This is a genomic window from Kribbella qitaiheensis, from assembly GCF_014217565.1.
In the GTDB taxonomy this organism is placed as follows: Bacteria; Actinomycetota; Actinomycetes; order Propionibacteriales; family Kribbellaceae; genus Kribbella; species Kribbella qitaiheensis_A.
This window is the reverse complement of sequence record NZ_CP043661.1, coordinates 5,082,323-5,105,326: the sequence shown is the minus strand read 5'-3', so window position 1 is coordinate 5,105,326 and position 23,004 is coordinate 5,082,323. Positions and strand designations below refer to the sequence as shown.

At 68.0% G+C, this 23,004-nt stretch carries 27 protein-coding genes; 10 read left to right on the top strand and 17 right to left on the bottom strand.

Translation table 11 applies throughout. The features are described from left to right. The first annotated feature begins 23 nt into the window (after positions 1–23). Positions 24–365 (top strand): YciI family protein, encoded by a 342-nt coding sequence (locus tag F1D05_RS24210; protein WP_185442668.1) that lies wholly within the window; start codon positions 24–26, stop codon positions 363–365. Positions 366–376: 11 nt separating this feature from the next. Here the strand turns inward: F1D05_RS24210 and F1D05_RS24205 are convergent, their stop codons facing one another. The 8 genes from F1D05_RS24205 to F1D05_RS24170 all read right to left on the bottom strand — a co-directional run bounded on the left by F1D05_RS24205 (position 377) and on the right by F1D05_RS24170 (position 9,032). Then, positions 377–1,513 (bottom strand): VWA domain-containing protein, encoded by a 1,137-nt coding sequence (locus F1D05_RS24205; protein ID WP_246485925.1) that lies wholly within the window; start codon positions 1,511–1,513, stop codon positions 377–379. 17 nt (positions 1,514–1,530) lie between these two features. Then, positions 1,531–3,828, bottom strand: coding sequence for a DUF5682 family protein (locus tag F1D05_RS24200; RefSeq protein WP_219732962.1), 2,298 nt, complete (start codon positions 3,826–3,828; stop codon positions 1,531–1,533). After that, positions 3,825–4,904 (bottom strand): ATP-binding protein, encoded by a 1,080-nt coding sequence (locus F1D05_RS24195; RefSeq protein ID WP_185442665.1) that lies wholly within the window; start codon positions 4,902–4,904, stop codon positions 3,825–3,827. The genes F1D05_RS24200 and F1D05_RS24195 overlap by 4 nt, the downstream gene beginning before the upstream one ends. Then, entirely contained in the window at positions 4,901–6,301 is a 1,401-nt protein-coding gene (locus F1D05_RS24190; RefSeq protein ID WP_185442663.1) for a DUF5691 domain-containing protein, read from the bottom strand. Before F1D05_RS24190 ends, F1D05_RS24195 begins: the two co-directional genes overlap by 4 nt. Then, a complete protein-coding gene (locus F1D05_RS24185; RefSeq protein ID WP_246485924.1) occupies positions 6,298–7,584 on the bottom strand; it encodes an SWIM zinc finger family protein in 1,287 nt (428 codons plus the stop codon). The genes F1D05_RS24190 and F1D05_RS24185 overlap by 4 nt, the downstream gene beginning before the upstream one ends. A 443-nt stretch (positions 7,585–8,027) precedes the next feature. After that, positions 8,028–8,162 carry a LysR family transcriptional regulator gene (locus F1D05_RS40750; RefSeq protein WP_246485923.1) on the bottom strand — a complete coding sequence of 45 codons (135 nt, stop codon included), beginning with the start codon at positions 8,160–8,162 and terminating at the stop codon, positions 8,028–8,030. Positions 8,163–8,207: 45 nt separating this feature from the next. Next, on the bottom strand, positions 8,208–8,369 hold the full coding sequence (locus F1D05_RS24175) for a hypothetical protein (RefSeq protein ID WP_246485922.1): 162 nt from the start codon (positions 8,367–8,369) through the stop codon (positions 8,208–8,210). Positions 8,370–8,666: 297 nt separating this feature from the next. After that, positions 8,667–9,032 carry a VOC family protein gene (locus F1D05_RS24170; RefSeq protein WP_185442657.1) on the bottom strand — a complete coding sequence of 122 codons (366 nt, stop codon included), beginning with the start codon at positions 9,030–9,032 and terminating at the stop codon, positions 8,667–8,669. A gap of 70 nt (positions 9,033–9,102) precedes the next feature. Here F1D05_RS24170 and F1D05_RS24165 point away from each other — a divergent pair, with 70 nt between their 5' ends. The 6 genes from F1D05_RS24165 to F1D05_RS24140 all read left to right on the top strand — a co-directional run bounded on the left by F1D05_RS24165 (position 9,103) and on the right by F1D05_RS24140 (position 13,170). Then, positions 9,103–9,549 (top strand): phage holin family protein, encoded by a 447-nt coding sequence (locus F1D05_RS24165; RefSeq protein WP_185442655.1) that lies wholly within the window; start codon positions 9,103–9,105, stop codon positions 9,547–9,549. After that, complete coding sequence (locus tag F1D05_RS24160) at positions 9,546–9,884, top strand: DUF3618 domain-containing protein (RefSeq protein ID WP_185442653.1); 339 nt, start codon at positions 9,546–9,548, stop codon at positions 9,882–9,884. The genes F1D05_RS24165 and F1D05_RS24160 overlap by 4 nt, the downstream gene beginning before the upstream one ends. Then, entirely contained in the window at positions 9,881–10,153 is a 273-nt protein-coding gene (locus tag F1D05_RS24155; protein WP_185442651.1) for a DUF4235 domain-containing protein, read from the top strand. Before F1D05_RS24160 ends, F1D05_RS24155 begins: the two co-directional genes overlap by 4 nt. 535 nt (positions 10,154–10,688) lie before the next feature. Continuing rightward, positions 10,689–11,561: a LysR family transcriptional regulator gene (locus F1D05_RS24150; RefSeq protein ID WP_185442649.1), complete on the top strand. Its 873-nt coding sequence runs from the start codon at positions 10,689–10,691 to the stop codon at positions 11,559–11,561. A gap of 192 nt (positions 11,562–11,753) precedes the next feature. Further along, entirely contained in the window at positions 11,754–12,581 is an 828-nt protein-coding gene (locus F1D05_RS24145) for a SigB/SigF/SigG family RNA polymerase sigma factor (protein WP_185442647.1), read from the top strand. Between the two features lie 91 nt (positions 12,582–12,672). Next, complete coding sequence (locus F1D05_RS24140; protein ID WP_185442646.1) at positions 12,673–13,170, top strand: DNA polymerase ligase N-terminal domain-containing protein; 498 nt, start codon at positions 12,673–12,675, stop codon at positions 13,168–13,170. Here F1D05_RS24140 and F1D05_RS24135 read toward each other — a convergent pair. From F1D05_RS24135 to F1D05_RS24100, 8 genes are all read right to left on the bottom strand, one after another. Further along, positions 13,157–13,369 carry a hypothetical protein gene (locus F1D05_RS24135; protein WP_185442644.1) on the bottom strand — a complete coding sequence of 71 codons (213 nt, stop codon included), beginning with the start codon at positions 13,367–13,369 and terminating at the stop codon, positions 13,157–13,159. The genes F1D05_RS24140 and F1D05_RS24135 overlap by 14 nt on opposite strands. Before the next feature lie 3 nt (positions 13,370–13,372). Then, complete coding sequence (locus tag F1D05_RS24130) at positions 13,373–13,627, bottom strand: CGNR zinc finger domain-containing protein (RefSeq protein ID WP_246485921.1); 255 nt, start codon at positions 13,625–13,627, stop codon at positions 13,373–13,375. 86 nt (positions 13,628–13,713) lie between these two features. Further along, complete coding sequence (locus F1D05_RS24125) at positions 13,714–14,358, bottom strand: nitroreductase family protein (RefSeq protein WP_206685815.1); 645 nt, start codon at positions 14,356–14,358, stop codon at positions 13,714–13,716. A 12-nt stretch (positions 14,359–14,370) separates the two neighbouring features. After that, the gene (locus F1D05_RS24120; RefSeq protein WP_206685814.1) at positions 14,371–15,351 is read right to left on the bottom strand and encodes a penicillin-insensitive murein endopeptidase; all 981 of its coding nucleotides are present in this window, start codon (positions 15,349–15,351) and stop codon (positions 14,371–14,373) included. A 116-nt stretch (positions 15,352–15,467) separates the two neighbouring features. Continuing rightward, positions 15,468–16,088 carry an L-threonylcarbamoyladenylate synthase gene (locus F1D05_RS24115; protein ID WP_185442642.1) on the bottom strand — a complete coding sequence of 207 codons (621 nt, stop codon included), beginning with the start codon at positions 16,086–16,088 and terminating at the stop codon, positions 15,468–15,470. Positions 16,089–16,175: 87 nt separating this feature from the next. Next, positions 16,176–17,555 (bottom strand): S41 family peptidase, encoded by a 1,380-nt coding sequence (locus tag F1D05_RS24110; protein WP_185442640.1) that lies wholly within the window; start codon positions 17,553–17,555, stop codon positions 16,176–16,178. Between the two features lie 71 nt (positions 17,556–17,626). Next, positions 17,627–18,073 (bottom strand): class F sortase, encoded by a 447-nt coding sequence (locus tag F1D05_RS24105; RefSeq protein ID WP_246485920.1) that lies wholly within the window; start codon positions 18,071–18,073, stop codon positions 17,627–17,629. 182 nt (positions 18,074–18,255) lie between these two features. Further along, entirely contained in the window at positions 18,256–19,041 is a 786-nt protein-coding gene (locus F1D05_RS24100; RefSeq protein WP_246485919.1) for a DUF4397 domain-containing protein, read from the bottom strand. Positions 19,042–19,287: 246 nt separating this feature from the next. Between F1D05_RS24100 and F1D05_RS24095 the strand changes: the two genes are divergently transcribed. Together F1D05_RS24095 and F1D05_RS24090 are read left to right on the top strand one after the other, a co-directional pair. After that, positions 19,288–19,998, top strand: coding sequence for a hypothetical protein (locus tag F1D05_RS24095; protein ID WP_185442638.1), 711 nt, complete (start codon positions 19,288–19,290; stop codon positions 19,996–19,998). 16 nt (positions 19,999–20,014) lie between these two features. Next, positions 20,015–21,514, top strand: a complete 1,500-nt coding sequence (locus F1D05_RS24090; RefSeq protein ID WP_185442636.1) for an MFS transporter — start codon at positions 20,015–20,017, stop codon at positions 21,512–21,514. Positions 21,515–21,566: 52 nt separating this feature from the next. Here the strand turns inward: F1D05_RS24090 and F1D05_RS24085 are convergent, their stop codons facing one another. Continuing rightward, on the bottom strand, positions 21,567–22,316 hold the full coding sequence (locus tag F1D05_RS24085) for a DNA alkylation repair protein (protein WP_185442635.1): 750 nt from the start codon (positions 22,314–22,316) through the stop codon (positions 21,567–21,569). A 298-nt stretch (positions 22,317–22,614) separates the two neighbouring features. On the opposite strand from F1D05_RS24085, the gene F1D05_RS24080 reads away from it, so the two are divergent. After that, on the top strand, positions 22,615–23,004 hold the full coding sequence (locus tag F1D05_RS24080; protein ID WP_185442633.1) for an STAS domain-containing protein: 390 nt from the start codon (positions 22,615–22,617) through the stop codon (positions 23,002–23,004).

The following is a 23,004-nucleotide window of genomic DNA, read 5'->3' as shown; positions in this document are numbered from 1 at the left end:
GGCGGAGTGGTTACGGTCTGAGCATGCGGTACATGCTCCTGCACAAGACGAACGACAAGCTCGAAGCGGGCCTGCCGCCCGATGCCGACGTGCTCGCGCGGGCGGACGCGGTGCTGGAGGAGATGCGCCAAGCAGGAGTGCTGCTGATCGCGGAAGGCCTGATGCCGAGTTCGCGCGGCGCCCGGATCGCGTTCGAGAACGGTCCGCCGCGCGTCATCGACGGACCGTTCTCGGAGACCAAGGAACTGGTCGCCGGTGTCTCGGTGATCCGGGTCGACTCCAAGGAAGAGGCCGTCCGCTGGGCCCTCCGCTTCGCCGAAGCCGACCCCGGCACCGAAATAGACATCCTCGAACTCGCCGGCTGACTCCACCCATTTCACCCCGACAGGTTGACCGCGGCCCAGGAGGAGATGTCTTCGTGGCGGATGGCGGCGGCCATCAGATCCGGGAACAGATCCGGCGTACAGGCGAAGGTCGGAATGCCCAGGTCGGTGAGGGCGGCCGCGTTGTCCCCGTCGTACGAGGGCGTGCCTGAGTCGGCCAGTGCCAGCAGCGCGATCACCTGTACGCCGGACTCCACCAGCGACCGGGCCCGGCGCAACATCTCTTCCCGTACGCCGCCTTCGTACAGATCGCTGATCAGCACCAGCACCGTCTCGGCCGGCCGCGCGACCAGGCCTTCGCAGTACGCCAAGGCCCGGTTGATGTCCGTCCCGCCGCCGAGTTGCGTCCCGAACAGGACGTCGACCGGGTCGTCCAGCTGGTCGGTCAGGTCCACAACCGCCGTGTCGAACACGACCAGGCTGGTCCGCAGGGCACGCATCGACCCCAGTACCGCGCCGAAGAGACTCGCGTAGACGACCGACTCAGCCATCGACCCGGATTGGTCGATCGCCAGCACGATGTCGCGCTGGACGCTGTGGTTGCGCCGGGCGTAGCCGACCAGCCGGTCCGGCACGATCGTCCCGAGCGAGGGCGAGAAGTGCTTCAGGTTGGCCCGGATCGTCCGGTCCCAGTCGATGTCCGCGTGTCGCGGCCGCCCGGTCCGCCCGGCGCGATCGAGTGCGCCCGTCACAGCCGCCCTGGTCCGCTCGGCAAGGCGTTGCTCCAGCTCCGCGACGACCCGGCCGACCACTTCGCGTGCGGTCTGTTTGGTCTCCTCGGGCATCACCTCGTTCAGCGCGAGCAACGTGCTGACCAGGTGGACGTCCGGTTCGACCGCACCGAGGAGCTCGGGCTCCATCAGCATCCGGGTGATCCCGAGCCGCTCGACCGCGTCGCGCTGCATCACCTGGACCACCGTGCTCGGGAAGTAGCCGCGAATATCTCCCAACCAGCGCGCGACCCTCGGCGCGGACGAACCGAGACCGGCCGATCGCCGAGACCCCGACTCACCCGGCTCGGCGTCGTACAGGGCGGCGAGGGCCGCGTCGATCGACCTGTCGGCGCCGGACAACGTCGTAGCGGTCTCTGGTTCCGCTTCGCTGCCGAGCACGAGGCGCCAGCGCCGCATCCGCTCGTCCTCCACCATCACACCCCCAGCAATCGGGCCACGGCGGGCAGCACGGAGGCCGCCAGCTCCTCGTCCAAGTCGTTGTCCTCAGCAACCACCCGGACGCGACCGGCCGGTCCCAGTACGGCGGCTCGCGATCCGATCGAGCGGCGTTCGGGTGGCGCGAAGGTGCCGAACGTCCGGCGGAGCAGCGGCAGCACCTCGACGAAGTCCTCGTCCCGGATCCCGGCCAGCCACGAATCCACCAACGCCAGCAGGTGTTCGTCATGGATCAGCAGCAACCCACCGCCGGCCAAGAACCCTTCGATATAACCGGCCGCATCGCCGGTCGGCGTACCGGGGGTCAGCACCCGCCCGAGCCGGAGCCCGACCTCGCGGGACTCGACCCGTGACGTATCGAGCATCAACCGGGTCAACCGCCCGGCGATCAACGGCGGCACCGACGACCGATCGCTCAACCCCTCCAGCGTGGCCAGCCACTCGCGCCTGACCTCCGCCGGCAGCAACGCGGTCGCATCCTGTACGCCGTCGATCAGTTCGAGCACCTTCGCCGCGGCCTCCGGGTCGAGCCCATGCACTGTCCGGGCCAATCCGGCGCAGACTCGCGAAACCATCCGGCTCGCGACCGAGCCGAGTCCACCGGTGTCGCTACCGCGCACATCGCCGTACCGCGCGGACCGGGCCAACGCAGGCAGCGCCGCCATCAAGTGCCCGACGTCGGCGTCCTTGGCCGCCCGCGTATCCACCCCGGCCAGCAAAGCGGGCAAGGCGTCGGCGAGATCCGCGAGCAACGACCGCTCCAGCGCCGCGGTCACCGCGGCCAGAGTCGACGCTTCCTCGGCGACCTTGAGCATCGTCGTGGTCGCCGCGCCGAGCACCGTCGTACCGTGTGCGCCAGCGGCGACGAGGTCCACCTCCAGGCCCGGATCCCAGCTCAGCGTCCAGGTCTCACGGAACGTTCCCTGGTTGCGTCGCTCGTCCGCGGTCGGCACGCCCCAGTCGATGCCAAGGATTCGCAGCCGGTGCAGCAACCGGGACTTCTCCAAGTCGTTCGGCTTCCGCAGATCGAGCTCGACCACCCGCTCGACGGCGTCGCGCTTCATCCGCAGCCGACGCGCTTGGGCGGCCAGGTCCGCAGCTACCGGCGCCTGTGGAGTAGAAGCTGGTACTGCGCCCAGCAACTCACCGACCACGGCCTCTCGCGTCACCAGGTCGAGCAGTACGTCGTTGCCCCCGCACATGACCGCACGAGTCGCTTCGGTCACCTCGCTCAACCCCGCGAGGGGCCGTTCGCGCAGCGCTGCAAGGGTTTCCGCCAGTCGGACCGCCTCGATCACGTGTGCACTGGACACCGGCAGGTCCTCGGCCCGTAGTACCCGGGCTACCTTCGACAACCAGCGGGTGGTGATCTGGTCGGGCGCGGTGAACAGGTGGTGGTACCAGCCCGGCGAGGTCACCCCCGCGCCGTACCCACTGGCGCTGGCCAACCTGCCATGCGTCCACGGCACCCACGTACAGGCGACCTTGCGCTTCGGCAGACCCTTGAGAATCCGCTGATCATGTGTTGCCGGGGGCAACGGCAGTGTCAGGGCAGGCACGTGCCAGGCTCCGCAGACCACGGCGATCCGTTGGAAGCCTTCCTTCAACGCCTTCCGCAGCACTGTCCGCATGTAGGCCTCGCGCTGCGCCTCCCGACCGGTCGCCTCCTCACCAATGCGCAGTTCGCCCATCGCCTCGGCGATCACCGTGAACGGCTCGGCCCCGCTCCGCCGGTGTTCGATGACGTCGTCCCACCAGCGCTCGGGATCGTCGTAGCCGCCGGCGTTCGCCAACGTGGCCAGCGGATCCATCGACAACCCGCGCCGGCCGTCCGCTCCCGACGAGGCGAACTGATGTGCCGCCGGCAGATCACAGAACCGAACCGGTACTCCGGCGGCCAGCGCGTGCCGGATCGCCTGCCACTCCGGGCTGAACACCGCGAACGGCCAGAACGCCGCCCTGGTCGAGTCGTCGACCGCGTAAGCCAGCAACGCTACCGGCGGCTCCATCCCTTCCTCGGCGGCCAGCTCCACGATCTTGTCGGCCTCGGGCGGTCCCTCGATCAGTACGATGTCCGGCTGCATCTCGGCCAGCGCGGTCGCCAGCGCCCGCGCCGATCCCGGCCCATGATGCCTGATCCCGAACAGCTGCACCGGCCCGCGCGCCACAGCCTCAGTCGCTGCCTCGGGCTCGGGCTCGGTCACTGCCTCGGGCTCGGGCTCGGTCGCCGCCTCGGCTTCGGCTTCGGCTTCGGCTTCGGCTTCGGTGACTGTCATCCGCTGATTTCCCGGCAGGCACGGTAGAAGTCGGACCAGCCTTCCCGCTCGCGAACCACCGTCTCCAGGTACTCCGACCACACCACCCGGTCCGCCGACGGGTCCTTCACCACCGCACCGAGGATGCCGCCCGCCACGTCGTACGAGCGCAGCACTCCGTCGCCGAAGTGCGCGGCCAGCGCGAGTCCACCGGTCACCACACTGATCGCCTCGGCGGTGGAAAGCGTGCCGGACGGCGACTTCACCGCGGTCCGCCCGTCCTCCGTCCGGCCGGCGCGCAGTTCGCGGAACACCGTCACCACCCGGCGGATCTCGGCCAGCGCGTCGTCAGGCTGCGGAAGCTCGAGCGATGCGCCCAACTGCGAGACCCGGCGCGAGACGATCTCCACCTCGTCCTCGGCCGAATCCGGCAACGGCAGCACCACCGTATTGAACCGGCGGCGCAACGCGCTGGACAGCTCGTTGATCCCCTTGTCCCGGTCGTTGGCGGTCGCGATGACGTTGAAACCCTTGCGGGCCATGACTTCCGTGCCCAGCTCGGCGATCGGCAGCGTCTTCTCGGACAGGATCGTGATCAGCGCGTCCTGGACGTCGGACGGCATCCGGGTCAGCTCCTCGATCCGGGCGATCTTCGCGTCCGCCATCGCCCGGAACACCGGACTCGGCACCAACGCGGCCTCACTGGGGCCTTGGGCAATCAGTTGCGCGTAGTTCCAGCCGTACCGGATCGCCTCCTCGGCGGTGCCCGCGGTCCCCTGCACCAGCAAGGTCGAGTCGCCACTGATCGCCGCCGCGAGATGTTCACTGACCCACGTCTTCGCCGTTCCCGGTACGCCGAGGAGCAGCAGCGCGCGATCCGTCGCCAGTGTGGCGACCGCGACCTCGACCAGCCGCCGCGGTCCGACGTACTTCGGGGTGATCTCCACATCCCCCGCGGTCCCGCCGAGCAGGTACGTCACCACGGCTGCCGGCGACATCCGCCACGCCGGCGGCCGGGCCCGGTCGTCCGACGCGATCAGCGCGGCCAGTTCGTCGGCGTACTCGTCCTCGGCATGCGGCCGGAGTACCTCAGTCATGACAGCTCCTCGTACATCTCACGGCGGAAGATCAAGGTCTCGACGAGACGCAGCCGCCAGGTGTCTTCCTCACCTGTCGGTTCGCGAGTGATCGGATGGTTCAGTACTTCGGGCGGTACGGCGCGGGCCGCGATGCTCGCCAATCGCGCCCAGTTGCGGGCGGAGCCGGCCTTCTCCAGCAGGTCGAGCACCATCGCGCCGAGCGGCGCGGGCCACGGTACGGGCAGGCCGCCGACCAGCTCCGCGAGGTCGATCCGGGCGCGCAGTCCTTCGAGCGCTGGCACCCATTCGTCCTCGGGCAGCACTCTCAGCAACTCGGCGATCCTGTTGCCCGTAGCCGCATCTGCCTGCAACAAGGCTCGGGCCCAATCGAGGTTCCGCTCGCGCACTGCCGCTTCGGACCAAGCCACTTGCAGTACCTCGGGCGCGCAGCCTTCGACGGCTAGCTGGAGGTACGACGGGTCGGCGGTCGCGAGCGGCGCTGCGGCGAGGAGCTGCCGCAACCACCAAGCCCGCTTGCCGATTCCCTCCTGCGGTTGCGGATCGATCCCGTCCCGCTGCATCGACGCGTCCACCTGCGACGGCAAGGTCACGGCGAGAACGCCCTGGCTGACGGTCAGGTGCGACCACACTCGCGCCGCCATCCGTTCGCCGTACTGCGAACCAGGCAGCCGCGCGAGCAAGGTCGCCGCGGCTCGGCGGACCTCCTTCGACCGGTCGTCGAGCGCGGTCTCGAGAAACTCCTCGTCTGCCAACGACAGCTCACTGGTCAACAACGTCAGGAACTCGACCCGGGTCGCCGCGACCTCAGCCGGCCAGACCTCGCGGAGCGCTTCGAGCGCGGCGGCCGGGTCTCGGCGACGCGACTCGCGGAACCAGCTCCGGCGCTGGATCGCGTTGCCGTGTGTCCAGATCTCCGTGTTGTTGCTATCAGCAACCGCTTCGTGCAGGAACCGCCATTCGGGGTTGAGGTCGGCGAGCCAACTCGCGCGCCTGCCCGCTGCCTTCACCACCAGCGGCCTGTACTCCGAGCGCCCGCGAGCGTAGTCGGCCAACGCCGGCAGGTGTTCCGGCGGCACACCCCAGCCGCGGGCATCGGCCGCTCGCAACCACTCGCCGAGCGCGGCCGTCTGGAACCCGCCCAGCATCGCCGCCAGCCGCCGGATCGCAACGCGGCGAGGCAGTGGCCTGTCTTCTCCTGCCGCTACCGGGAGCGGCTCCAGACCTTCGAGTGGCCTCCGCCCAGCTCGCTGATAGACCGTCGCCAATGCCGCCGCATCCAGCAGTCCCCCCTCGCCTACCTGCTCCCGGATCACCTCCGGCAACTCGTCGAAATGCGCCGGCCGCCGCTCAGTCCCAAGCAGCGCCGAACTGACCAACCCATCCCAGCCCCTCACGAGAGCACGACCGGGCGGTCGGTGTGCCAGCAGGTCATGGGTTTGAAGCCGACTCTGTTCCATTCCCCGGCGACGGTGATCGGGTCGCCGGCTGAGACTGCGAGCAGCTTCCAGGGATCCACACCGGGCAGCAATTCCAGCCCGCCCGTCTCGTCAACAAGGGCCCAGCCGTCACCGTTCCGCGCCGGACGCACGTCGGCCAGCACCAACGGCCAGCGCTCGTTCCACGGATCGGCCGCCAGCGATTCGACGTACGAAGCCAGAGCCTGCTTCGCGGTGAAGCCGCCAGGGCGAGGGCCGGGCAGGCGTGGCGCCGATTGGGTGAGCAGCGCGCGCATCGGCAGGACGCCAGGGTAGAAGGACAGGGCGCCGGGGACGAGCTCGCCGGGACGGGCCGGGAGCGGATCGAGTTGTCGACCGCCCGCGGCGAAGTTCAGGATCAACGCGAGCCGCCCGGTCGACGCGCCGCGCAACCACAGGCGCCGTACGGTCAGGTGGTCGTCCGGCTCGATCACCCGGCCGAGCACCAGCCAATCGTCCTCGACCTTCTCCCCTTCGGCCAGCACCCGCGCGGTCTCGACGGTCCAGCCGATCCGCGACTGCACGGTGTCCGCCACGGAGGGCGGCAACTCGGCCAGGCGCGAATGAGCCGACACGGTGAGGTGGATCAGCGACAGTTCCTCCAGCAGCTCGCCCGGCCAGCCGTGGCCGCGACCGACCACACCGGCCGCCCGGCGTACGGCGCCTGCGACGCCTGGCGCCTGCGCGTCCACCATTCGCGCGGCGAGGCGGCTCAGCTCGGCATACCCACGTTGCTCGAACCCGCTCAGCCCCTGCCGCACCTGGTCGTCCAGCCAACCGCGGAGCTCAGCCATCCCGCCCGCGACCCGCTCGGTCCGGCGCACCACCCGCTGCTGCGCCGCCAGCGGATCGACGACCTCGCCCGGCTTCTTCTCCGCCCGCTCGGCCGCCCGGTCGGCTTTGCCTGCGCGCTCCTCGATCCACTCGGTCGCCCAGGCCGGCTCGCTGGCTGCGGCGAGCCGGTCCGTGGACCAGAGGAGCAGGAGCCCGAGCGCGTGCTTGCAGGGGAACTTCCGGCTCGGGCAGCTACAGCGATACGCGGGGCCGCTCAGGTCGACGATCGTCTGGTACGGCTTCTTCCCGCTGCCCTGGCAGAGCCCCCAGACAGCCCGCTCCGAACTGCCCTGCTCCGACCACTTGGCTGAATTCGCCTGGCCCTGCCCCGCCTTGGCCGAGGCAGCGTCGGACGCAAGCGCCAGCACCCGCTCCACATCCCAAGGCCCCACCGCCGACCCGCCTTCCCACCACAGCCGTTGCCCGCAGAGCATCCCACCCCCGGCCGACAATCCCCCGAAGCGGGTGGACCGCCAACACTCACCATCGGCTCACCGAGCCGGCCTCCACCGCTCAGCGAGCACCGGTTCCACGCTTGGGAGCGCCCTTGGTGAGTGTTGGCGGTCCGGCGACTACCCGAAGGCCTGGCGGTCCTGCTCGTGTGCCGGGTAGCCGTTGCCGTGCTCGACGTTGGCGTCGTGGTCTGCTCGGCACTCCGTACTGATCAGACGCAGCCTCACCCGGACCATTTGGTTGCAGCAGCCAACAATACGGGCAGGTGTCTTGATTTGAGACACCCACTGCCGGGGAACGCGGTTTCCACGTACCATCTCAACCTGTTGAGTAATCAACAAAAGCCTCGGCGGTGCTGTCAGGGCCCGCCGAGGCTTCTTCGTTCCCTAGCGGGCTGATCCCAGGAAGGATCAACATGCAGCCGCTGCGCCGCGAGCGTGAACGACCGCTCGTGCGCCACCGCCACGAAGTACTCCAACTGCCGCAACTCCATGGCGAGAGTCTGGCAGGCGGAGCTACCGGGCTGGTCGAGGAAGCGTCAGGCGGTACGGACGGACTGCTGGTCGACCCAGACCAAGTGGCCGTGGTGGCTGACCAGTACTTCGTCGGCGCGGTGGGTCAGGGCCTGACCGGCGATCCAGCGGCCGCCGATGCGGACCTGGACGTCGACGGGCCTGGCAGTGGGAGTGGCAACAGGCATGGCACTCGACTTCTTGACAGGGGCGGCAACGGATTGATGGCGTCGGGCTGCTTTGCGGGGGTGGTGCAGTTCGGTCATATTCGTCCTCGGCAGGGACCGCAGTCGTCGACGCATCGAACGCCGGCTGGCTGCTCAACCAAAGGCCACCTTACAACCGGTCACCGGCCCGGACCCAGCGGTAACTCGAACTGTCCGATGCTCGGTATCACCGATGGAATCCTCAACCAGGTAAGGACTTTCGAACTGTTCATCCGTAAGTAGAGTTCAAGCCCCCCAGAAGTTGCTGACCCGTCAGCCCTAGACCGGGATCTGCTGCAGGGCCCAGCCATTGCCGTCGGGGTCGCTGAAGAAGACGAAGCTGCCCCAGGGGAACTCCTGGATCTCCGACACCTCCACCCCGCGCTCGACCAGCCCGGCCCGCGCCTCGGCCACGTCCGCTACCACGATCTGCAGCCCCCGGACCGACCCCGGCTCCGCCTGTGGCATCCCGGTCCCGATGGCGATCGAGCAGGCCGACCCTGGCGGAGTGAGCTGGACGAAGCGCAGTTCGTCGGTGACCTGATGGTCGTGGTCGGCGTGGAATCCGGCCTTCTCGGTGTAGAACTCCTTGGCCCGATCCACATCCGCCACCGGCACCGACACCAGTTCGAGCTTCCAATCCATCGTTGCCTCTCCGTCGCTTGGCGTGACCGGTACTGGGTACCGGGCCAGTAAGTCAACCACGGGAGACACCATGACGACGCACCCTTCGGCCGTCCGGCAGGACGGCCACCGAACCGGCCAGGACGAGCAATTCGGTGCCTTGGTGGCCCAGATGAGTAGCGATGTGAGCCGACTGGTTCGCGACGAGCTCCAGCTCGCCAAGGCGGAGTTGAAGGACAAGGGCAAGGAAGCCGGGATCGGCATCGGCCTGTTCGGGGGTGCCGGCACCGTCGCCGTCTACGGCGTCGGCGCGCTGGTGGCGGCCGCCATCCTCGGCCTCGCGGCCGCGGTACCGGCCTGGTTGTCGGCCTTGCTGATCGCGCTGGTTCTGTTCGCGATCGCCGGCGTGGCCGCGCTGCTCGGCAAGCGACACGTCAGCCAGGCGACTCCGCCGGTGCCGCAGCAGGCGGTCGAGGGAGTTCACGAGGACCTGGAAGCGCTCAAGGGCCACGAGCCGGAAGGCAGGAAAGTTTCATGACCACCACGAAGGACACCCAGCTAAGCGAGACGGAAGCGCTGCGGGCTGATCTGCAAATGACCCGGCAGCACCTGGCGGACACCGTCCAGGAACTCAGCTACCAACTGAACTTCCCGCGCAGGATCAAGGAGTCCGCCGCCAACGCCGGACACCGCGCAGCCGAGGTCGCAGGCACTGCCGGACACCGCGCAGCCGGCGTTGCCGGTACTGCGGGTCAGCGGGCCAAGCAGGTGCCTGCGCTCACCCGGCAGCACCCGCGCGCCGTCGCTGCCATCGGCGGCGCGGTCGCGCTCGGTGTCGGCGCCGCTGCCTGGATTGCGGGGCGCGGCAAGTGAGCAAAGCCGCCAAGATCGCCTATCGCCCGTTCGGCCTGATCTCCGGTATCGCCGGCGGACTGGTCGCCGGCGCCATCTTCAAACAGGTCTGGCGCCGGATCAGCGACGAGGACGACGCCCCGGACGCGCTCCAGTCGGAGTATCCGTGGCGCCAGCTCCTCCTCGCCGCGGCACTTCAAGGTGCCGTGTACGCCGTGGTCAAGGCAGCCGTCGACCGCGGCGGCGCCAAGGCGTTCGAACGCTGGACCGGCGAATGGCCGGGAAACTGATCGTGCCCTAGGTCACCCGAAAAGTTGAATAAAAGAAAGCCTTTCGGGCACTGGGGTAGAGCAAGTGCTGGTGACCAGGCCCCGATGTTGAGCAGACAGCATCGGGGCCACCGGCATGTCCGGAGCCTTCCCCCGTTACCCCGCGGTCCGGGCGTCTTTTGTGCACCGGCTGAGCACTCCGCGTCCCGGAAGGCGCTCACCGGATGCACAAAGGCCGTCAACCAACGCGTGCACTCCTCGCTTTGTGCACAGCCGGAGTATGCGATCGGCCCCCGAACACTCAGCCGGTGCACAAAGACATCCAACCGCGGGCAACCCGGGGCCGGGCGCATCCCAGCGGTCTTGGGGCGAGCCAATCTCCCCAATCACGCTCCGCGTGACCTGACCAACCCAGAGGGGCACCCGGGCGGCGCCCTCACGCAGTGTCGACAGCTGAATCACGTTGGGTGTGCTGAGGTCTCGACGGCCGGCGCACAAGCGCACTAACGTCACATTCTCCGGTTGTCACGGCAGGTAGGAAGGTTCCGCAAGCGTCATGGACGTCGATCTACGACTGGTCCGGTATTTTCTCGTCATGGCGGAGGAGCTGCATTTCACCGCAGCGGCCCGTCGGCTCTACGTCTCCCAGCCCGCGCTGAGCAACCAGATCCGGCGCCTCGAGGCCCAACTCGGCGCCCAGCTGTTCGAGCGCTCCCCACGTGGCGTGTCGATGACGGCAGCAGGCGATGCCTTCCTTCCGCACGCGCGAGGAGCGCTCGCCGCGATCAGGTCCGGGGTCGCCGACGCGACCGCCGCCGCGGGACGGGACCAGGTCCTACGTATCGACGTGCTGCAGACCGATCTGGCGACACCGCGTGCCGTGCTGGCCAGGCTTCGCGACCGCCTGCCGTCGCTCCGGCTCGAGGTGAGCAGCCGCGGCACTCGCGACCAGGAACGTCGCTTGCTCAGCGGTGAGCTCGATCTCGCGCTGTGCGGTTCCACCGCGCACTGCCCGGAGGGAGTGGTCCAGCGGCTCATCCGGCGCGAGGCGCTCGGCGTCGCGCTGCCCGCGGATCACCCGCTCGCGACCGCCGACGCAGTCGCCGTACGGGAACTGACCGCCGAGACGCACTATCTGCCCCGGGACGACTTCGCGCCGGAGTGGAACGAGTTCATCCTGTCCTGCTGCCGTACTGCGGGATTCACCCCGCGCCGGCATCCCGCGAGCACGGATGGAACCAGTTCCGCGCTCGAACTGGTCAAGGCAGGCGAGTGTGTCGCGGTCGGGCTGCTCTCCACGCCACATCCCGCCGGAGTCGTCGTCCGTCCGCTGGCTGCCGGTGTCCCACCCTATGGATGGTCACTGCGCTGGCGTGATTCGGCCCGGACACCGGTTGCCGCTCTGGCAGCGCTTCGTAACCTTGAGTAGTTCTTCACCTTTGCCCGGCCACGTTTTCCCTTGCTACACAGTGTTTCCGTCCTGTCACGACCCCTGCGGGTTGGTGACGGTCGAAAGTCGGATGCATAACTTCGGCTCCGATAGGGTAGAACTGACTTACAGATATTGACCGCGGTCCAGACATGTGCCGCGCCGTGACTCATAGTCGCGAGGTCAAGAATCATGGTTACCGTACTTGCCAGCAGCACCGTCGACGAGCAGTCTGCACCGAACGATCCGAAGCAGCGCCGCGACAGAGCCACCCGGTCCCTTCTGGACCAGCGGGCCGGCTCCACGAACGAAGAAGAGCGTCAGTCCCTGCTCGAGCAGGCGATCGAGCTCAACCTAGGGATCGCCCACAGCATCGCGAGCCGGTTCCGCGGCCGCGGAGTCGAGGCCGACGACCTGGACCAGGTCGCCTATCTCGGCTTGCTGAAAGCGGCCCGTAGCTACCGTCCCGACACGGAGACGCCGTTCCTGGCGTACGCCGTACCGACTATCCGCGGTGAAGTTAAACGGTACTTCAGGGATTGTTCCTGGACCGTTCGCATCCCGCGCCGGCTGCAGGAACTGCAGGGATCCATCGCCGCCGCGCGTCCGCAACTCGTCCAGGACCTGCAGCGCGATCCGACCCTGGCAGAACTCGCCGAGGCGATCGGCGTCCAGGTCGGCGACGTCGAAGCGGCCATCGCCGCCGACGGCTGTTTCTCCGTGCTGTCGCTGGACCGTCCGATGGACGGCGATTCGACAGCCAGCCTGGCCGACACGATCGCGGACGAGGAAGATTCCGCGTTCGAGCGGACCGAGGCGGTCGCCGTCCTCGAGCCGGTACTGAACGACCTGGCACCGAGAGAACGCAAGATCCTCGAACTGCGGTTCGTCGAGGGTCACACCCAGGCGGACATCGGTGCCGAGATCGGCGTCAGCCAGATGCAGGTCTCCCGCCTGCTGCGCGGCATTCTCGACCGGCTGCGCGATCAGATCGAGCCTCCCACCGCTGCCGCGGCCTGACCGCCCTCCCGGTCAGCGCGGCAGTGCCCTCCCCGCGGGTGGTCCGCCGTAAGCTTGTCTGTGCGACGGACCACCAGCGGAAGGTTCTTGGATGCCTGCGGCCCCTATCTTCGTCGTGCAGTTGCATGACGCGAGACGGCTGCACTACGACCTCAGGCTCGAGGTCGACGGTGTGCTGAAGTCCTGGGCCGTACCGCGTGGTCCTTCGCTCGATCCGACCGTGAAGCGGCTCGCCGTCTTCACCACCGACCACTCGATCGAGTACGCCGAGTACGAGGGCGTGATCGAGGGCAGCCAGTACGGCAGTGGCGCGGTGATCGTCTGGGACGCAGGCGTCTACCAGAACCTCACCGCGGACAAGCAACGGCTGGTCGACCCTGCCACCGCGATCGATCGCGGTCATTTCAAGTTCCGACTCCAGGGCGTCAAGCTGGCCGGCGTCTTCGCGCTTACCCGCACCGAGCGCGACTGGCTGCTCGTCAAGGTCCGCGACGACGACGCCGATCCGCTGCTCGACCTCACCGTCACCGAGCCGCGCTCGATCCTCAGCGGCCTCACCATCGAGGAAATGGCCGCTACCGAAAGCTGAGCCGCAGCAGCGCTGTCACGACGATCCCGTCCGCGACAGCCACCAGCATCGGGACCTTGGCCAGGCACAACCCGCCGGCCGCGCCCACTCCGGCCAGCTTCGTCCAGTCCACTTCATGCCAGCCCGGACCACCGAGCTGGGTGACGATCAACCCCGCGAGCAGGACTCGTCGACGAAAGGCGTTATGTCTTCGCGACAAGGCTCATGAATGGGTCCGTTCGTAGTGCCGCTTCGCCCTGGCCCGGTTACCGCAGTCCCCGGAACTGCACCAGCGTCGCGACTTGTTCTTGCTCTGGTCCAGGAACAGCCAGCCGCAGTCGTCGTCCTGGCACTCGCGCAACCGGGTCAGGTCTTCGCGCTCCAGCAACCTGGCGGCCGACAACACCAGCGCGGTAGCGAGGTCGCCGGTCTCCCAGTCGAGCAGCCGTACCAGACCGGCGCCGGGCGGCTCCGCCACAGCCAGCGCCTCGACGACCAGCCGGCGCAGCGCTTTAGCCTGTTAGGCAAGGTCGCGCGTATCGCCCGAGCGTCGGTTCGGGTGGGTTACCAGGTGTCGACGTGCAGGATGTCGTCGAGCGGCTGACGCGGAGCCGGCTTGAAGGTGTCGCCGGTGTAGTAGGCGGTGGGGAGCAGGACTGACTGGCGGATGTCCTCCGGCAGCCCGAGCAACTCGGAGATCTCCTGCTCGTAGGTCATGTGCAGCGTCGTCCACGCCGTACCCAGGCCGCGCGCACGAGCGGCGAGGCAGTAGTTCCAGGCGGCGGGCAGGATCGAGCCCCACAGGCCGGCCTGGTTGCCCGCGCCCAGCGACTTCGCTTGCAGGCAAGGGATCAGCAGGACCGGCACCTGCCCCATCCGCTCACCCAGGTACGCCACACTCGACCCGACCCGCTGCTGCACCGGCGCCCGCTCGGGATCATCGGCGTACAGCCGTCCTGCCGCGCCCGAGGACTCCAGGTACGCGGCGACCGACCGGCGGTAGTACTCACCGATCGCGGCCCGCTTCTCCGGGTCCGTGATCACCAGCCAGTGCCAGGTCTGCCGGTTGCTGCCGGACGGAGCCTGGAGCGCGATCTCGATGCACTCCTTGATGAGCTCCATTGGCACCGGCCGGTCCAGGTCCAGCCGCTTGCGGACGGTCCGGGTGGTGGTAAGCAGTTCGTCTGGGGTCAGGTCGAGTGTGGTCACCTGCTCAGTTTGTCAGCACACGTACGTCGAAATGGGGTGGACCTTCTCGCAGTACCGGACGTGCAGGTGGTTGTCGTGCGCGGGCCAATTGGCAGTCAGGCCCTCGTTGATCAGGGTCGGGTCGTTGAACCAGATGAACTTGACGTGGCCGGGAGCCGCTGCCCGGACGGCCTGGACCAGTTGGCGGGTCGCGGCCCGGTCGTAGGTCGACGACTCCCAGGTGATTCGACCCGCGGTGCATTGGGCGTTGTCGGTGCGGATCGGCCAGATGTCGATGTCCATGCCGTTGTCATGGCTGGCATGGCCAGGGATGTCGCCGCCGTGCTCGAACCCGGCGTCGCCGTACCCGACCTTGCCCTGGTTCGTGCTCGCGAAGGAGCGGGTCGCCGCCTCCAGTTGCGCCACGGCGGCCGCGGCGGCCCAGTTCGCGGCGGTGCCGTTGCCGTCGGGGTCCTGGTCGCAGAGGTTGGCGGTGAAGTCCGGGTAGTCGTAGTGCCAGGCGAGGTTGCGCCAGCTGATCGGCCCGACGATCCCGTCCGCGCCGATGCCCGCGTGCGACTGGAACGAGACGACGGCGTCGCGCACCGCAGTACTGAAGACGCCGTCGACGGGCAGGCTGAGACGACGCTTGGCATTCAGCTCGACCTGGAGCGCCTTCACGGCGGCACCACTGTCGCCGGAGCGGATGGTCGGGACGAGAGCGCCCCAGGTGGCCGGGCCGACGATGCCGTCGGAGGCGAGGCCCTTGGCGGCCTGGAACGCCTTGGCAGCGGTCACGGTCGAGGCACCGAAGACGCCGTCGGCGGGGTTCGTCTGGCCGCTCTGCTGGAGCAGGTACTGAATTGCCAGTACGTCGGCACCGCGGTTGCCGCTGCTCTGCGTCGGGAAGAACGCGTTGGCGTAGGCCTGCGCGGTGGCCGGTATCCCGCCGACCAGCAGGACCACCGCCGCCAGGGCGGGGCCGAGTCGTTTCAGGGAGGGTCGTCGTTTCAAGGAGGGCACGGTGGGGCTCCATTCGGGGCGGTGAGTGGTTCCGTGAGTAGTTTTCCTCTCGGCGCCACTTTCCGGCAGAATTTTCCCCGCCGCAAGTACTCAGCCCTCGCCGGGCCTCACTCGAACGGCGACGGATCTCCCGCGCCGACCCGGACGACCTCCGGGACGTCTTCGGAGAAGTCGATGACGGTGGTGGGCTCGGTGCCGCAGTCGCCCGAGTCGACGACCGCGTCCACCTGGTGATCGAGCAGTTCCTTGATCTCCCAGCCCTGGGTCATCGGCTCCTCCTGGTCGGGGAGCAGCAGCGTGGTCGACAGCAGCGGCTCGCCGAGCTCCCCGACCAGGGCCTGGGTGACGACGTGGTCGGGGATCCGGACACCGACCGTCTTCTTCTTCGGATGCAGCAGCCGGCGCGGGACTTCTTTGGTGGCCGGCAGGATGAACGTGTAGCTGCCCGGGGTCGCCGCCTTGATCGAGCGGAACACCGCGTTGCTGATGTGCACGAACTGCCCGAGCTGGGCGAAGTCCTGGCAGACCAGCGTGAAGTGGTGCCGATCGTCGAGCTGCCGGATGCTCTTGATCCGGTCGATGCCGTCCTTGTTCCCCAGCGCGCAGCCGAGCGCGAAACAGGAGTCGGTCGGGTAGGCGATCAGGCCGCCGCCGCGGACCAGCTCGACCACCTGACCGATCGCGCGCTTCTGCGGATTCTCCGGATGAACATCGAAATACCTGGCCATCCCCAGACCCTAGCGTCCTGACCTCCCCAAGCTGAACTGCGTCCGAAGGGGTGTGGGGCAAGACCCTCGCCTCTTCGGACGCAAGGGCTATTTTCGTTTGAGGAGGGCGAGAGCGGTGGCGAAGGCACTGTCGCGACCGGCGGCGAACTCCGCCGGGGTGAAGACCGGCCTGCGGACGTCCGGCGGGATGCCGGGGCCGTCGAAGGCCTTCCAGTCCAGGGTGCGGAACTCCTCGTTCGGGAGGATGTAGTCCCAGCCGTTCGGCAGGGTGCGCTGAAGGGTGTCGGAGAAGACGCCCTGGGTGTTCTGCCCGACCCGGACCGGTCGCGGCGAGCGGTTCATCATCGCCTGGGTGAAGGTCTCGCCCGCGCTCATCTGCGAACCGCCGGTGAGGATCACCATCGGACCGGCGTACCGGGGTCCTTGGCCCGGCTGTACGAAGAGCGGCTGCGGCGTGGTGAAGGACGACGCGTCCCGCGGGTCGTTCCGGGCTCGCTTGAAGTAGGCGAAGAACGGCTTGTCCGTCAGCCGCGCCGCGACATCCAGTGCGAGCTGGTCGGATCCACCGCCGTTGATCCGCAGGTCGAGGATCAGCCCACGGAGGTTCGCGGCGCCGGCCAGCGCCTGGTCGAGGGCCTGGTTCAAGGTCTTGCGCTCGGCGTTGTAGTCAGGGATGTTGCCGTAGCCGAGGAACGCGATCACCCGCAGGTAGCCGATCCGTCCCGGCAGGTCGGCGTACCCGATCCGGTCATTCGCGTACGACGTGTAGGTGCTGCCCTTGAGCGCGGTGCTCTCGATGTACGGCCGCAGCTTCGCTTCGAGCTCCTCACTCGGGAAGGTCGTCCCGGGCCGTACGCCGCCGTACTCGAACTTCTCGTCCGGGCTCCGGATCGCGGTGTGCGCGTCCCCCAGCGGCCGGATCATCGAGGCGAGCAGCTCGAACAGCGCGTCGTCCGGCATCCCGGGCTTGACCTGCGGCCGGTACTTCGTCCGTACCGCGCGCCAGTCGATCCCCTTGGCCCGGAAGAACGGGTAGTTCTCGGCATAGTCGGTCCAGAACTGGTCGAATACCGCGAGGGGTCCGGTCGGAGCCGGCGCAGTACAGGTGGAGGGGAGTTTGGCCAACCGGCGAAGGTGTTTGTCGCCGACATCGCCCTCGACATGCAGGAGGCCTCGATCACGGGTCACCTTGACGGTGAAGGCCTGCTCCCCTTCGGCGGTGAACCGGTTGCCGTCCTGCTCGTAGGCGGTGGGCGTCGTACAGCTGATGCTGGTGGTCGGGTAGAGCTGTGCCTTGCCATTGTCGACGGCAAGGATCAGGCCGTAGCCCTCGGTCTGCCACACACCATCGATCGTGATTGCCGCCGTCGCGGCCAGCGGCGCGGAGAGCGGAGCGGCGACAAGTCCGGCAGCGAGACCGACGCCGATCAGGAGCCGGCGGGCAGGTCGGAACGTCTGTGAGTCCATACCCGCAACCCTCGACCGCCCGCCGCCCGCTCACCAGGGAGCAAAGTCCCCCACCGGGGGTAGGACAAGATCTACCTGGCCAGCCCGACAGTGGCCGCCGTGACCACGAGGTTCTCCTTATAGCCGCCTTTGCTCCGGTCATAAGAACCGGTGCAGGTAATCAATATCAATCGGTGATCACCCGTTTGATTGAATGCGCCGCTGGTCGTCGCGAGTGCATTCTTGGGAACTGACATCACCGACGAAATCCGGTACCGCGCGGTGTGTCCCGAGCCCTGCAGCACCACCACTTCGCCGGGTTTGACCTGCTTCAACCGGACGAAAAAGCCGATACCTTCCGTGGCCGAGTCGACATGGCCGGCCAGCACCACAGACCCGAACGGATCGCCCGCCTCGGCGCCGCCGTCCCACCAGCCGACCCGCTGGACATGCTCAGGCACCACTAGCTTGCCGCTCACCGTGCTGGCCGGTTGCACCTTCGCGCGGTGACCGCCGGGCAGCACCACCTCGGTCGGCACGAACCGGATCCGCTGGCTCGCGGCCGGCGTGCCGACCCTTCCGGGCACCCCCGACGGCGGCGCCGACTGTTCACCAGCCGGTACGCCGCCGGCCTCGCCAGGAGTCGGAACTGCTTGGTCGACCTGTGCGGCACACCCCTCCAGGGCCAGACAGGCCAACAGCAGTCCGAGCAGGATGCCCCTCAGCGACGCACAACCTTCCGTATGGTCAGCAACGACGCGCCCACCAGCAGCAGGGCGACCAGTGCGATCGGTGCCACCGGCGACTGCTCGCCGTTCACCAGCCCGGCGGCCTGGCCACCGGTCCCCGTGTTCACCAGGTTCGGCCGGTCCGACCCGGCGCTGGGCAGCCGCAGCGACGTCACCGTGACGTTCATCGTCTTCGAGTTCGGCTCACCGATCGCGAACACCCGGGTCAGATAGCCCGCTTTGACTGGTAAAGCCAGCGGCCCGAGAATGACCGGTGAGGTCGCGCCGGCGGGCACGATTTCGACCGAATAGGTACCGGCCGGTACGACTACGTCGAGTGATTCCCCGTTCGCCACATTCGCGAACAGGACCTTGCCGTTGACCCGGATGTCGGCCGGTCCGACCGCGGCCGTATGCGCGACCCGGAGCGCGGCTTTGTCCTTCGGGATACCGGTCAGCTTGTTCGCATAGGTGGTGATGACCGGTGCCGCCGTCGGCGCGGCCGGCCGGTGGACGACCACATCGAGGTTGCTGTCAGCACCTACCGTGACGACCCGCTCGATCACCACCTTGCCGCCTTCGCGCGCGGTCACTTTCCGCTGTCCGGCAGCCACATCCAGCGGACCGACAATCTCGGCCGCCTTCACCCCGCGAGCCACCGTCCTACCGTCGACCGAGATGTCGAGCGACCGGCCCGGCAGCCCCTGGATGACGTGCAGCACTCCCTTGCCGGCCGCATCAGCCGGTACGGCGAGCAACGCCGTCGCAGCGGCGATCATCACCGCGAGCGCCAGCGAAATTACCCTACGATAATGCGGACCTCGGCTTCTCGAAATCATCGCCTTGATATTCGATGACGTTTCGGCGACCCTCCGGAATGATCCGAATACGCTCCGTTCCCGCATTTCATACCCCCTCAGAAATGACATTCCGAAATATTGGCATGCTCCAATTCCGGCGTATCGTATGCGGAAGTCGATCCGGCCACCAGAGGTAGTGGCCGGGTCTTTGGGGGGCGATGTCCGATGTCCATGCTCAAAGGACTTGCACTGGTAGCGCTGGCACTGGGGCTCAGCGCTACCGCCGCATGCTCAGCCGAGAACAGCGCGCCGACCGCGCCGAGTCCCGGACCGCTGGCCAACGGCGGCGGTTCCGCGTCGGTCCAGGCACCACCGACCCCCGAGGGGCCGGGGCTGACGGCACCGGGGATCCGGCTGGCCGCAGTACCGAGGGGTGACGGAAGCTTCGACATCACTGAAGACGTGGTCGTGCGCAGTGCTGTCGCCACCTTGCCGCTGCGGCTGCCTGACTCCGGTGAGGAACTGCCGGGGATGATGATGCCGACCAAGCCGCAGGTGAGCAGTCTGACGGTGCTGGCGGACGGCGACCCCGTTCCGGTGAATCAGGCCATGGTGAGCGGCTCCCAGGAGCTGCCGATGATCACGTCGCCAACCAAGTTCAAGCTGACGTACCGCCTCAGCGGGTCGGTGGTTCGGCGGGTCCCGTCGAGCACGGGACGCGCTTCGGCCGCGATCAAACCGCTCACGGCCGACGTCGACAGCACCTTGCCGACCGACCTGATCGTGTCCGGCGGCGGCCTGCAGAACGCGACCTGCCCGATGCTGGCCGAGACGCGCTGCGCCGTCGGCGAGCCGCCCGGCATGACGGTCCAGCCGGGCATCCCCGCCGGCCAGGCCCTCGCAGTACTGCAATTGGATCTACCGCTGCAGCCGTGACGCCTACTCTGTGCAGATGGTGGATGCACAGCCTGAGGAAACGGATCGGATCGCTTTCGGTACGGCTCGGGCCAGGTGGGTGCTGGCGGCCACAGCGCTCGGATCCGGGATGGCCTTCCTGGACGGCACGGTGGTGAACGTCGCCCTGCCGGCGATGGGCGACGACCTCGATGCGGGGATCGCCGGGCTGCAGTGGATCGTGAACGGCTACATGCTGATGCTGGCCTCGCTGATCCTGCTCAGCGGCTCGCTCGGCGACCGCCTCGGCCGCCGCCGGCTCTTCGTCGTCGGGGTGATCTGGTTCGCTCTTGCCTCTGCTGTCTGCGCGCTGGCGCCGACGCTCGAGGTGATGATCGGCGGCCGGGTACTGCAAGGTATCGGCGGCGCGCTGCTCACTCCTGGCAGTCTGGCGATCCTGCAGACCAGCTTCCGTCACTCGGACCGCGGCAAGGCGGTCGGAGCCTGGTCCGGCCTTACCTCCGTCGCGGCCGCGATCGGACCGTTCGTCGGCGGCACGCTGGTGGACCACGGCTCCTGGCGGCTGATCTTCCTGATCAACCTGCCGCTCGCGCTGGCCACCGTCCTGGTCGCGATGCGGCACGTCCCGGACACTCGTGACGAAGACTCCACCGGGAAGCTCGACATCAGTGGCGCTCTGCTCGCGACCATCGGGCTGGCCGGGGTGACGCTCGGTCTGATCAGCGCCGGGGATCGCGGGTTCGGCGACCCCGCAGTACTGGCCAGTCTGGTGATCGGTGTCGCCGGTCTCGCGGTGTTCGTCGAGGTCGAACGGCGCAGCTCGCACCCGATGCTGCCACCGGGCATCTTCAAGAACCTCCGCTTCACCGGCGCGAATCTGGTGACGGTCGTCGTCTACGGGGCGTTGGGGACGGCGACTTTCCTGGTAGTGGTCTACCTGCAGACGGTCCTCGGGTACGACGCCTTGCGAGCCGGCGCCTCGTTGTTGCCGATGACTTTGCTGATGCTGAGCTTGTCGGGGTACGCGGGCAGCCTGTCCGAGCGGATCGGCGCTCGGCTGCCCATGACGATCGGCCCGGTGCTGATGGCGGGTGGATTCCTGCTGATGCGGCGGATCGGGCCCGGGTCGGGGTACTTCACCGACGTACTGCCGGCGGTCGTCGTACTGGGGCTCGGATTGGTGTGCACGGTCGCACCGTTGACCGCGACCGTGTTGTCGTCGGTCGAGGACCATCACGCCGGCATCGCTTCCGGCGTGAACAACGCGGTAGCTCGGTCAGCCCAACTGATGGCAGTCGCCGCGATCCCGCTGGCCGCAGGGATCACCGGCGACTCCTACCGAGACCCCGTCGCCTTCGGCCACAGCTTCATGACGGCCATGGTGATCTCCGCCGCCCTGGCGGTAGGTGGCGCAGTACTGGCCTGGATCACCCTGGCCGACCACCGTCCAGAACCGCGCAAGCCGGTACTCGTCCACTCCCACCGGCATTGCGCCCTGGAATCTCCGCCGCTGTCGAACAGCCCTAGTTCACACTGAGCATCAGTTCGTTCGCGTTCACCTCAGCGAGGTCGGCGGGCCGCGTTGTTGTTCAGGGCAACTTTTTGGCGGCCTTCATCGCCAGGTAGTGCTTGCGTACTTCGGGCGGGAGGCGTTCGATGGCGTAGCGGAGCATGGTTCGGGGCATTTCGGCGGCGTGGGTGTCGAGGAAGGTGAGTAGGTCGGGCTCGGCGACTCGCTTGCCGGCTTCGCGGAGCATCCAGCCGGAGGCCTTGTGGATCAGGTCTTCGGGGTCATCGAGGACCAGCGCGGAGAGGCTGTAGGTGTCGGTTGTCTGACCTTCGCCGATCAGGCGCTGGGTGGCGACCAGGGCGATGCGGCGTTCCCAGAAGTTGCTGGAGGCAACTAGTTTATAGAGGGGATCGCGAGGTTTGTCGAGGAGGTGGCCGCCGACGATTTGGGGCGCGCTGCAGTCGACGAGATCCCAGTTGTTCACGTACTGCGTGTTGCGTAGGTAGAGGGCGTAGATCTCGGCCAGCTCGGCAGCGTTCGCAGTACGGGGTTTGATGGCGAGAGCTGCGCGGTCGGCGAGGTGGGCCAGTACGGCGAGGCGGTGCTCGTGGATCGGGCTGGCGAGGGCCTTCTCGAGGTCGGGCAGCGGTAGGCCGGCGCGGGTGTAGGGCTTCAGCAGGACGCGCAAGGTGGAGAGCTTGACGCCGATCATCCGGTCGCCGAAACCGTAGCCGCCGGGCTGGAGCTGGAAGTAGCGCTCGAGCACCGCTGCGACGGCGGGATCCGCGGCGTCGTCGATCGCCCGCAACAACTCGTCGACCGTACTCAAATCACAGCTCCTTCAGTCGTGGTCATTGAACACCGCCAGGCGAGCCTCACTCTTTGTGCCAGATCCCTTCCGGAGAGTGTTTATCGCACTTGCCCGTCGCCCCACCTACCTCTACAACCGGACTGAGGCTGCGGGGCCGTTGAGGACAGGCAACGCTAATCCGCTTGATCACGCTCCGAGGTCGCTACCCATGTAACCGTTGTGACTGCGGAGCGTTCGGGCATACGGTGAGGGCAGGGCCGTTCTCCCACGCCAGGACCGACCGGCGTCCGCAGAGCACGCCTCGGGGAGGACCGCCGTGACGAGCCAACCGGAGTCACCGGACGACGAGATGATCCGGACGGTCTTCGATGCCGTGACCGAGGAGCTCGAACCCGGCGTCATGCTCGTCCGGATGTCCGGTGAGATCGACATCGCCAGTACCGAGTTCGCCGCCCAGGCGATCCGGGCGGCCGTCGTACCGCCGGCCCGGCTGGTGCTGCTCGACCTGTCCGCGGTGACGTTCTGCAGTTCCGCGGGGTTGGGAAATCTGGTTGAGGCGCGGCAACTTGCGGGCCGACATGGAATCGATCTCGCATTGGTCGGTGTGGGCCGTCCGGTCGACCGTCCGCTGTCCATCACCGGGCTCGGCGGCCAGTTCAGAATCTTCGCCTCGGCCGAGGACGCACTGCGCCAGGGCGGCGCCTGA

Excerpts from the sequence above, each read along its gene's own strand:
- F1D05_RS24095 (WP_185442638.1), top strand. The coding sequence starts at position 19,288 with ATGTCCATGCTCAAAGGACTTGCACTGGTAGCGCTGGCACTGGGGCTC.
- F1D05_RS24115 (WP_185442642.1), bottom strand. The coding sequence starts at position 16,088 with ATGGCCAGGTATTTCGATGTTCATCCGGAGAATCCGCAGAAGCGCGCG.
- F1D05_RS24110 (WP_185442640.1), bottom strand. The coding sequence starts at position 17,555 with ATGGACTCACAGACGTTCCGACCTGCCCGCCGGCTCCTGATCGGCGTC.
- F1D05_RS24150 (WP_185442649.1), top strand. The coding sequence starts at position 10,689 with ATGGACGTCGATCTACGACTGGTCCGGTATTTTCTCGTCATGGCGGAG.
- F1D05_RS24175 (WP_246485922.1), bottom strand. The coding sequence starts at position 8,369 with ATGCCTGTTGCCACTCCCACTGCCAGGCCCGTCGACGTCCAGGTCCGC.
- F1D05_RS40750 (WP_246485923.1), bottom strand. The coding sequence starts at position 8,162 with ATGGAGTTGCGGCAGTTGGAGTACTTCGTGGCGGTGGCGCACGAGCGG.
- F1D05_RS24205 (WP_246485925.1), bottom strand. The coding sequence starts at position 1,513 with ATGCGGCGCTGGCGCCTCGTGCTCGGCAGCGAAGCGGAACCAGAGACC.
- F1D05_RS24160 (WP_185442653.1), top strand. The coding sequence starts at position 9,546 with ATGACCACCACGAAGGACACCCAGCTAAGCGAGACGGAAGCGCTGCGG.
- F1D05_RS24145 (WP_185442647.1), top strand. The coding sequence starts at position 11,754 with ATGGTTACCGTACTTGCCAGCAGCACCGTCGACGAGCAGTCTGCACCG.
- F1D05_RS24165 (WP_185442655.1), top strand. The coding sequence starts at position 9,103 with ATGACGACGCACCCTTCGGCCGTCCGGCAGGACGGCCACCGAACCGGC.
- F1D05_RS24195 (WP_185442665.1), bottom strand. The coding sequence starts at position 4,904 with ATGACTGAGGTACTCCGGCCGCATGCCGAGGACGAGTACGCCGACGAA.
- F1D05_RS24090 (WP_185442636.1), top strand. The coding sequence starts at position 20,015 with ATGGTGGATGCACAGCCTGAGGAAACGGATCGGATCGCTTTCGGTACG.
- F1D05_RS24200 (WP_219732962.1), bottom strand. The coding sequence starts at position 3,828 with ATGACAGTCACCGAAGCCGAAGCCGAAGCCGAAGCCGAAGCCGAGGCG.
- F1D05_RS24210 (WP_185442668.1), top strand. The coding sequence starts at position 24 with ATGCGGTACATGCTCCTGCACAAGACGAACGACAAGCTCGAAGCGGGC.
- F1D05_RS24140 (WP_185442646.1), top strand. The coding sequence starts at position 12,673 with ATGCCTGCGGCCCCTATCTTCGTCGTGCAGTTGCATGACGCGAGACGG.
- F1D05_RS24170 (WP_185442657.1), bottom strand. The coding sequence starts at position 9,032 with ATGGATTGGAAGCTCGAACTGGTGTCGGTGCCGGTGGCGGATGTGGAT.
- F1D05_RS24100 (WP_246485919.1), bottom strand. The coding sequence starts at position 19,041 with ATGATCGCCGCTGCGACGGCGTTGCTCGCCGTACCGGCTGATGCGGCC.